Here is a 7,709-nt window from a genome sequence, read left to right on the forward strand (position 1 = left end):
CGGCAAAGGTGCTGACATGATCCATCCTCCCAAACAGGATGAATCACAGATCAGGCTTCAAGGGAATCCTTACGATTCAGGTTTTCGGCGGGACGCATTAGGGTCCTTTTGACAGGAATGACAGGACCGAGAACCAAGGGCTTGGAATGACGTGCTGTCATTCCCCGCGCCATTCCCTTGTGCGATGCGCAAGTCACCAAACATTGCGATCCTTCCTTTCGTTGCGTAAATGCATGGCTGGCGGGTCCTGCCCGGAACAGATCACGGCAAGGGTTTGGTGCATGTTTTTCAGACAACTGGCCTCCGTCTCGACCTGCGCTATCTGGCCGGGGATGATACGACGTTGCGCCATATCCCGATCAGGTCCGGTTGCATGAGCCTGTTTGTTCTCACACCCGAGACCGTCTGGAATCCCGGGGCCATGGATTTTCGCACGGCACCGCGCAAGATCATGGACCGGATCGCCATCTTGCCAAGGCGCGAGGCCGGGGCAAAGCTGGTGATGCGAGTGATCCTCGAAAACCAGTTGCTGCGCTATACCACGGCGCTGCTGCCCTTCGTGATCGCCATGCTCACCTGGCCGCATCTGGCTTTGCCGATCTCGCAGGCCCCCTTGCCGATGCTGATCGCCATCGCCTTTGTCGAATTGAAGGTGCTGCGCCTGTCCAAGGAAAAGCGTCAGTCGCTGATCAGCGCGGATCAGGCGGCTGCGCGTCTGGATACGCTGGCGTTTCGTGGTCGGGCGATCCTTGCCAAGATCGCCGCCCGCCACCCGGATATCTCGGGTGAGCTTTATCTGGTGCTGGATCAGTCCGAGCTTGCCAACGTCCCGCCCCTGACGTTGGTATCAGTGCAGACAAGCGAAGGAAAAACCCGCCTCATGGCCCTGGATGCACAAGAGCGCCAACTGATCCGCGACGGGCTGTTCGACGACAGCTTTACCGAGCGTGACCTGCATGCGGTCAACCTGCGTGAGGATCTTTTCCTGCGTTCGGTTGCGTTCAATACGCGCGCCGTGACCGCCCATGCTCGGCTTGCGGCCATTTTGGATGCGCCCGCGCCACAAGAGGTCCGGGCATGAGTGTGAATGCCCGCACAGTATCCGCCGGTGGCGCGCTAGATACCCTGCGCGCCGGCTGGATCGCGCAGAAGGCCGGAGCGCTGACCGCCTCGTGGATGCTGCATGGTCGCCCCGGTGTGGGCAAGACCGAACTGGTACGCAGCCTGTCCGAGGAGATCGGAGCGACACTGTTTGACATTCGCCTCACCACGATCGAGCCGCAGGATCTGCGCGGCCTGCCCTATTACGATCATGCCACACAGCGCACGGTCTGGTACCGCCCCGAGGACCTCCCGGATGATCCGGACACACCGGCGATCCTGTTTCTGGATGAACTCACTGCCGCCTCACCCTATCTGCAACCAACGGTTTATGGCCTGTTGCAAGAGCGCCGTGTCGGGCGCCATCTGCTGCCGGGCAATGTGTTCATCGTGGCAGCAGGCAATACGGTGGATGACGGTGCGGTGGCATATGAGATGGGATCGGCGCTGTCAGACAGGCTCATTCATCTGCATGTCAGCGCCAATGCAAAGGACTGGCTTGAGACCTATGCGGTGGACCGCGCCCTGCACCCCAATGTGACCGCGTTTTTGCGCGCTCGGCCGGACCTGTTGGACACAACCGAAGAGAGCCTGCGCCGCGGGGATATGATCGCCTGTACGCCACGCTCGTGGGAACGGGTCAGCGATATTGTCAACGCCATTTCGGATCGCCACCTGCGCGACACGATGATTGCAGGCACCATCGGCACCAGCCCGGCGGCTGAATTCGCGCGCGTGGCGGAAGAACTGAATGCGATGATCACGGTGGACGAGTTGATCGCCACACCGCGCGCCAACCGGATGCCGCTCTATCCCGACACGATGAACGGGCTTGTCGCACTGATCTATGGGCTGGTCGCCCATGCCGAGGCTGAGACCTTGCCCGATGTCATCGACGCCATGGCCGATATCCGAACGCTGAAATCCAACAGCGCGCTGCCGCTATCGGAGCTGACCAGCTTTGGCTTTGAGCTGCTTATCCGAAAAGCTTTGACCTCTGGTCTGGAAGAGGCCTTTCGCGGCTCAGCATCCTATGCTGCATATGTGCAGGAACGTCAGGCTCAAGGGGTGCGTTGATCGACGGGGCCGTCCATAGTCGCCGTGCCCAAGTGGCACTGTCGGAAATGCCCGGTATCGATCCGGCCATCGCGGCCCTTGCGCTGTGGTGCATCCATCGCGACGGAAGCGGGCCGACACGCACCAATGGCGATCAGATCACCTATGGGCCCACGTTCGAGGCCCTGCCCCTGTCCGAGCAGACCGGTGTTCTGGCGCATCACGTGCTGCATGTGGCGCTGCGCCACTCGGCCCGCGCGCTCGAGATGTCCGAGCGGCTGGGGCCCGCCTTCAACGCCACGCTCTATAACCTTGCAAGCGATGCCATCGTGAACGAGGTGCTCTTGCAGGGCGGCCATGCATTGCCCCGCCCCGCCGTGCGCGCCAGCGAGTTGCTGGCGGCTGTGACCGGCCCGGATCGTGCGGGCGAGGTTTTGGCTCAATGGGATACGGATCGGCTGTACCTTGCGTTGATCGGTGCGGCCTCCGGTGGCAGGGACGACGCGAGCGATGCAGCCACCGCCTATGCGCTGAAACAAGGTTTTGAGCCTGATCTGGACAGGGCCGACGCCGCGCAAAGCCCCCCCGAAGTCTGGTCGGCGCGCCTTGGTCAGGCCTTTGACGCAGGGCGCGCCGCTGGCACGGGCATCGGACCAGTCCTGCATCAGTTCGCCGATCTGCCTGATGGGCGTGTTCCGTGGGAAATCCATCTGCGTCGCCTGTTGGCGCGCGCGATCAGCGATGTTCCCAGACTCAGCCATAAACGCCCGGCCCACCGCTGGATCGCAATGGAGGCCGCGGCGCTGGCGGATGACGCGCCTGCTCCGGTGTTTCAGCCGGGGCGCGCGCGCGATGGGAAACGACCCCGGTTGGTCATCGGTCTGGATACCTCAAGTTCCATCACCGATACGCAACTTGCCCTGTTTGCCAGCGAAGCGCTTGCCCTCACCCGGCGCAGCGGAGCCGAGGCGCATCTGTTGGGCTTTGATACCAAGGTGCACACGCGCACGCGGCTGGACAACGCCGACAGCCTGCGTGACATCGCCTTTCATCGCGGCGGCGGAACCGCGTTTGACGCGGTGCTTTCTGAGGCGCGTCGGCTGGGGCCGTCCATCATTGTCATGCTCACGGATCTGGACGCGCCAACCGGCCCTGATCCGGCAATTCCCGTGATCTGGGCCGTGCCGAAAGCGCCTTGTGACAAACCGCCCTTTGGCATCGTGATCGAGATGGATCGCTAGACTGCACTCATCCCGACGTCCGGGCGAACCCGGCAATGGCGCGCGCGCTGTCCTCATTCGAGCGCTTCAATCTGCGAGCAGAGGCTTTGATACCGTCTCGCAACTGGGCGTCGCTGGTCAGGCGGGGATAATCCAGAGCTTCTTTCGACAACAAGATTCCACGCCCCCCGGTCGATCCGGTGAGCATGTGAATATGCATCTCGGACCAGTCCAGATGACCACCCGCCATCAGCACCTCGAGATCGGCGACAAAGTTGTGGCATTGCGGGTTTTCCACCAGCACAACGTATTTCTGTGCTTGTCGCACCAGGTTCGACAGGGCAACGAAATGGCTTACAGCGGTGTGAATATGCATGATCACGGCTTGGGTATAGACCATCTCGGGCTTTGGCCAGGCATGGGAAAAGGGCATCGTGATGTCCTGCAGACCCAGCTTGCCGTTCAGTTCGGGATGCCGGCGCAAGGCCAGCTCCAACTGCGTTGCCCCCCGGTCTCCTCCGGTAAAGTCGCTGGTCGGAAAAAGCTGTGCCGCCGTCGCAAGGTGATCTCCTCCGCCGCAGCCCACTTCATGGACCGAAGCCGGGCGCAACTGGCCGATGGTTTCAAGGATCAGCAACTGGTTGGGATGAATATCCGCATCCCGCGTGGATACCTGTCCGGTCTCGGGATCAAAGCTCAGCTGATCTCCGGTCGAGGATGCGCGGAACTGCGTTTCGATGTCGGTCTGTATGCGGCGATGGTAACTGTCTGCCGTGTAGTTTTCCCAATCGAAGTCATCGTCGTAAAATTTCCGGTTCTTGTAAAAGAGCCTTTTGAAAACGCTCATGCCTTCGTTCCTCCACGGTCCTTTTGTCAGGGTCTTTTGCCTGATGTCCGTGGCCTACCGCAGCACATGACCTCACGCAAGCCACCCAAAGGCCGATGACAGGAATGACAAGCCCGCGTACCCGGCTTAAAATGAGCTCATGAGTGATCCGGTTTCTTCCATTCGCAACCTTGGCCCCGCCTTTGAGGAGGCTTGCGCGCGCGCCGGCATTCATTCGGCGGATGAGCTGCGCGAACTGGGTGCGGACGAGGCATATGCGCGATTGCTGAAATCCGGCTCAAAGCCACATTTCATTGCATATTACGTGCTGGTGATGGGTCTGCAGGGCCGTCCCTGGAACGATTGCAAAGGCAAGGAAAAATCAGCTTTGCGCCTGCGCTTTGATGCCATCAAGGCCAGCGCGCATGACAAGGGCCGCTCGGAGTTCGAAGCGGCCCTTGATGCAATCGGCGTTATTGATCGCAAGGCTTAGCCCACGATCTCCATGCCAGCGAAGAAATACGCGATTTCCTGCGCCGCCGTGTCAGGCGCGTCCGAACCGTGGACCGAATTCTCGCCAACACTTTCGGCGAACTCGGCCCGGATGGTGCCGGGGGCCGCGTCTGCGGGGTTGGTGGCCCCCATGATCTCACGGTTCTTGGTGATGGCGCTTTCGCCTTCCAGAACCTGAACGACAACAGGTGCGGATGACATGAATTCACACAATTCGTCATAGAACGGACGCTCGGCATGCACTTCATAGAACTTGCCGGCTTGTGCCTTGGTCATGTGAATGCGCTTTTGCGCAACAATGCGCAGGCCTGCTTCTTCGAACTTGGCGTTGATTGCGCCTGTGAGGTTGCGGCGTGTTGCATCGGGTTTGATGATCGAAAACGTACGTTCCAGTGCCATGTGAATTCTCCTTCAAAAGAGGCCCATGCCGCATCTGCAGCACGTTCCGTGATACGCTGGCGCCCCGCTAGCATGGGTCTTGGCGCAAGAAAAGGGGGATGGAGCTCAAATTGCAGGAATTGACACGGCACGCAGCGCAGGTCACACCCCGGCCATGCTCAGGATAGATGACATCACCTACGCCATTGCCGGCCGCCGTTTGTTTGACGGTGCCAGCGCAGTGATACCCACCGGTCACAAGGTCGGACTGGTGGGGCGAAACGGCACCGGCAAAACGACATTGTTCCGCTTGATCCGGGGGGAACTGGCCCTGGAATCAGGCCAGATCCACATGCCGAAACAAGCCCGCATCGGAGGGGTCGCGCAGGAAGTGCCCTCAAACGAGGTCTCGTTGCTGAATACCGTGCTGGCGGCGGACACCGAGCGCGCCGAGCTTATGGCCGACACCACTCAGGATCCTACCCGCATCGCCGAGATCCAGGCCCGCCTGACGGATATCGATGCCTGGAGCGCCGAGGCGCGGGCGGCCTCAATTCTCAAAGGGCTTGGATTCGACGATCCCGACCATGCCCGCCCCTGTTCGGATTTCTCGGGCGGATGGCGCATGCGCGTGGCACTGGCCGCCGTGCTTTTTGCCCAACCTGATCTTTTGCTGCTGGACGAGCCGACGAACTATCTGGATCTGGAAGGCGCGTTGTGGCTCGAAGCCTATCTTGCGAAGTATCCTCATACCGTGATCATCATCAGCCATGACCGCGGCTTGCTGAACCGCGCGGTCGGCTCGATCCTGCATCTCGAAGACCGCAAGCTGACCTTCTATCAGGGTCCCTATGATCAGTTTGCCCGTGCCCGCGCCGAGAAACTTGCCCTGGCTGATGCCATGGCCAAAAAGCAGGAAACCCGCCGCGCCCATCTGCAATCCTATGTGGATCGCTTCCGCTACAAGGCGGACAAGGCCAAGCAGGCTCAATCCCGGATCAAGGCGCTGGCGCGCATGCAGCCGATAACCAGCCCGCAAGAAGCCGCGCTGCGCGCGTTCTCCTTCCCCGAGCCGGAAGAACTTTCGCCGCCGATCATCGCCGCCGAGGGCGTGGCGGTAGGCTATGGCGGCGCGCCGGTGCTGCAACGGCTGAACCTGCGCATTGATCAGGATGACCGCATCGCGCTGCTTGGCAAGAACGGAGAGGGTAAATCCACACTCTCCAAGCTTCTGTCGGGCCGGCTGGAGCGTGAGATGGGCAAGATGGTGGTCGCGTCCAAACTGCGCGTGGGCTATTTCGCGCAGCATCAGGTAGACGAACTGTTCATTGATGAAACCCCGCTTGACCACCTGAGACGTCTGCGCCCCGGTGAAACGCCCGCCAAACTGCGCTCGCGATTGTCAGGATTTGGCCTGAATGCCGATCAGGCAGATACGGTGGTGGGCCAGTTGTCGGGGGGCCAGAAAGCGCGCCTTTCGTTGCTGCTGGCCACCATTGACGTGCCGCATTTGCTGATACTGGATGAGCCGACCAACCACCTGGATATCGAAAGCCGCGAAGCGCTGGTCGAGGCCCTGACCGCCTATACAGGCGCGGTCATCCTTGTGAGCCATGACATGCATCTGCTGGAATTGGTCGCCGACCGGCTCTGGCTGGTCAAGGACGGCACTGCAACGCCCTATGAGGGCGATCTGGAAAGCTATCGTCAATTGCTTTTGTCGCGCGAAGGTTCGGGCAGTTCAAAACCTGCACCACCCAAACCAAAGCGTCCGGATCGCGATGCCATGCTTGCGCTGAAATCCGAAGTGCGCAAAGGCGAAGCGCGCATCGAAAAGCTGAACGAGATGCGCGACCGGCTGGCCAAGAAACTGGCCGACCCTGCGCTCTACGAAGACGGAGATGCAGGTGCCATTGCCACCTGGCAGCGCAAATACGCCGAAGTGATGGAAGGGCTTGATCGCGCCGAAGAGATCTGGATGAAAGCCTTGGAAAAACTGGAAGAGGCCGAGAGCCGCTAGGCGCGTGCCTCAGGCGTCATCATCGATCGGATAAGGCCCGTCTTCAAACAGATAGGCATAGACGGCCGTCAGGTAATCCAGCCACTCGTCCCCATCGTCGAATTCATCATCCGTCAGCTCTTCCCAGGCCTCCTGATCCATCCCGTCCTCGCCGATCGTTTCGGAAAGCTGATACTGAAACAACTTTGCCTGTTCTGCGTTGTGTTCTTCCTCGAAGAAGTCTTTGAGCGCTTCGACATCATAGGCCTGCGGGTTCAGATACGCGCTGGCAAAGTGGCTTAGAACTTGCATGGAATCATCTTCGACCATGGCTGTGCTCTCCGTCATAAAACATTAGGGTTTCGCGCCCTTGAAGGGCTTGGCTTTGGGTTTCGTTGGTTTGGGTTTAGCTTTGGGCACGGGTTGCGTCACTATCGGATTTGGATACAGCGTCACGAGCCGCAAGGTTCCGTCCGCCAACAGATCATAGATTGCCTTGCCAGTGCTGTCCGGTCTCTTCGTCCTCGTCGCCGTCATCCAGCACGTCACCCGTTTCCGACAAGAGCCGCACTTTCATCCCGATGCCGCGCGCGATCAGAAACTTCCGAAACAACTT

8 protein-coding genes are annotated in these 7,709 nt (G+C 60.2%); 5 read left to right on the forward strand and 3 right to left on the reverse strand.

What is annotated here, in order from left to right; all coding sequences use genetic code 11:
• Positions 1-373 precede the first annotated feature (373 nt).
• Genes WAO69_RS18345 through WAO69_RS18355 form a run of 3 tightly spaced genes read left to right on the forward strand, consistent with a single transcriptional unit; the run spans position 374 to position 3,398 of the window.
• Positions 374-1,081, forward strand: a complete 708-nt coding sequence (locus WAO69_RS18345; protein WP_422181848.1) for a hypothetical protein — start codon at positions 374-376, stop codon at positions 1,079-1,081.
• The gene (locus WAO69_RS18350) at positions 1,078-2,178 is read left to right on the forward strand and encodes an AAA family ATPase (protein ID WP_422181850.1); all 1,101 of its coding nucleotides are present in this window, start codon (positions 1,078-1,080) and stop codon (positions 2,176-2,178) included. The genes WAO69_RS18345 and WAO69_RS18350 overlap by 4 nt, the downstream gene beginning before the upstream one ends.
• Entirely contained in the window at positions 2,175-3,398 is a 1,224-nt protein-coding gene (locus tag WAO69_RS18355; protein ID WP_422181852.1) for a DUF2201 family putative metallopeptidase, read from the forward strand. The genes WAO69_RS18350 and WAO69_RS18355 overlap by 4 nt, the downstream gene beginning before the upstream one ends.
• A gap of 7 nt (positions 3,399-3,405) precedes the next feature.
• Here WAO69_RS18355 and WAO69_RS18360 read toward each other — a convergent pair whose 3' ends face one another.
• On the reverse strand, positions 3,406-4,224 hold the full coding sequence (locus WAO69_RS18360; protein ID WP_422181854.1) for a hypothetical protein: 819 nt from the start codon (positions 4,222-4,224) through the stop codon (positions 3,406-3,408).
• A gap of 139 nt (positions 4,225-4,363) precedes the next feature.
• Here WAO69_RS18360 and WAO69_RS18365 point away from each other — a divergent pair, with 139 nt between their 5' ends.
• A complete protein-coding gene (locus WAO69_RS18365; protein ID WP_422181856.1) occupies positions 4,364-4,696 on the forward strand; it encodes a TfoX/Sxy family protein in 333 nt (110 codons plus the stop codon).
• On the opposite strand, the gene ndk is transcribed toward WAO69_RS18365, so the two are convergent.
• Positions 4,693-5,115: a nucleoside-diphosphate kinase gene (ndk, locus tag WAO69_RS18370; RefSeq protein WP_422181858.1), complete on the reverse strand. Its 423-nt coding sequence runs from the start codon at positions 5,113-5,115 to the stop codon at positions 4,693-4,695. The two genes, WAO69_RS18365 and ndk, sit on opposite strands and share 4 nt — an antisense overlap.
• Positions 5,116-5,269: 154 nt before the next feature.
• Between ndk and WAO69_RS18375 the strand changes: the two genes are divergently transcribed.
• Positions 5,270-7,114, forward strand: coding sequence for an ABC-F family ATP-binding cassette domain-containing protein (locus WAO69_RS18375; protein WP_422181860.1), 1,845 nt, complete (start codon positions 5,270-5,272; stop codon positions 7,112-7,114).
• 9 nt (positions 7,115-7,123) lie between these two features.
• Here WAO69_RS18375 and WAO69_RS18380 read toward each other — a convergent pair whose 3' ends face one another.
• A complete protein-coding gene (locus WAO69_RS18380) occupies positions 7,124-7,423 on the reverse strand; it encodes a hypothetical protein (RefSeq protein ID WP_422181862.1) in 300 nt (99 codons plus the stop codon).
• Positions 7,424-7,709 lie beyond the last annotated feature (286 nt).

The sequence above is a fragment of the Aestuariivita sp. genome, assembly GCF_049276915.1.
GTDB lineage: Bacteria > Pseudomonadota > Alphaproteobacteria > Rhodobacterales > Rhodobacteraceae > Aestuariivita.

Excerpts from the sequence above, each read along its gene's own strand:
- WAO69_RS18345 (WP_422181848.1), top strand. The coding sequence starts at position 374 with ATGAGCCTGTTTGTTCTCACACCCGAGACCGTCTGGAATCCCGGGGCC.
- WAO69_RS18350 (WP_422181850.1), top strand. The coding sequence starts at position 1,078 with ATGAGTGTGAATGCCCGCACAGTATCCGCCGGTGGCGCGCTAGATACC.
- WAO69_RS18360 (WP_422181854.1), bottom strand. The coding sequence starts at position 4,224 with ATGAGCGTTTTCAAAAGGCTCTTTTACAAGAACCGGAAATTTTACGAC.
- WAO69_RS18365 (WP_422181856.1), top strand. The coding sequence starts at position 4,364 with ATGAGTGATCCGGTTTCTTCCATTCGCAACCTTGGCCCCGCCTTTGAG.
- ndk (WP_422181858.1), bottom strand. The coding sequence starts at position 5,115 with ATGGCACTGGAACGTACGTTTTCGATCATCAAACCCGATGCAACACGC.
- WAO69_RS18375 (WP_422181860.1), top strand. The coding sequence starts at position 5,270 with ATGCTCAGGATAGATGACATCACCTACGCCATTGCCGGCCGCCGTTTG.
- WAO69_RS18380 (WP_422181862.1), bottom strand. The coding sequence starts at position 7,423 with ATGGTCGAAGATGATTCCATGCAAGTTCTAAGCCACTTTGCCAGCGCG.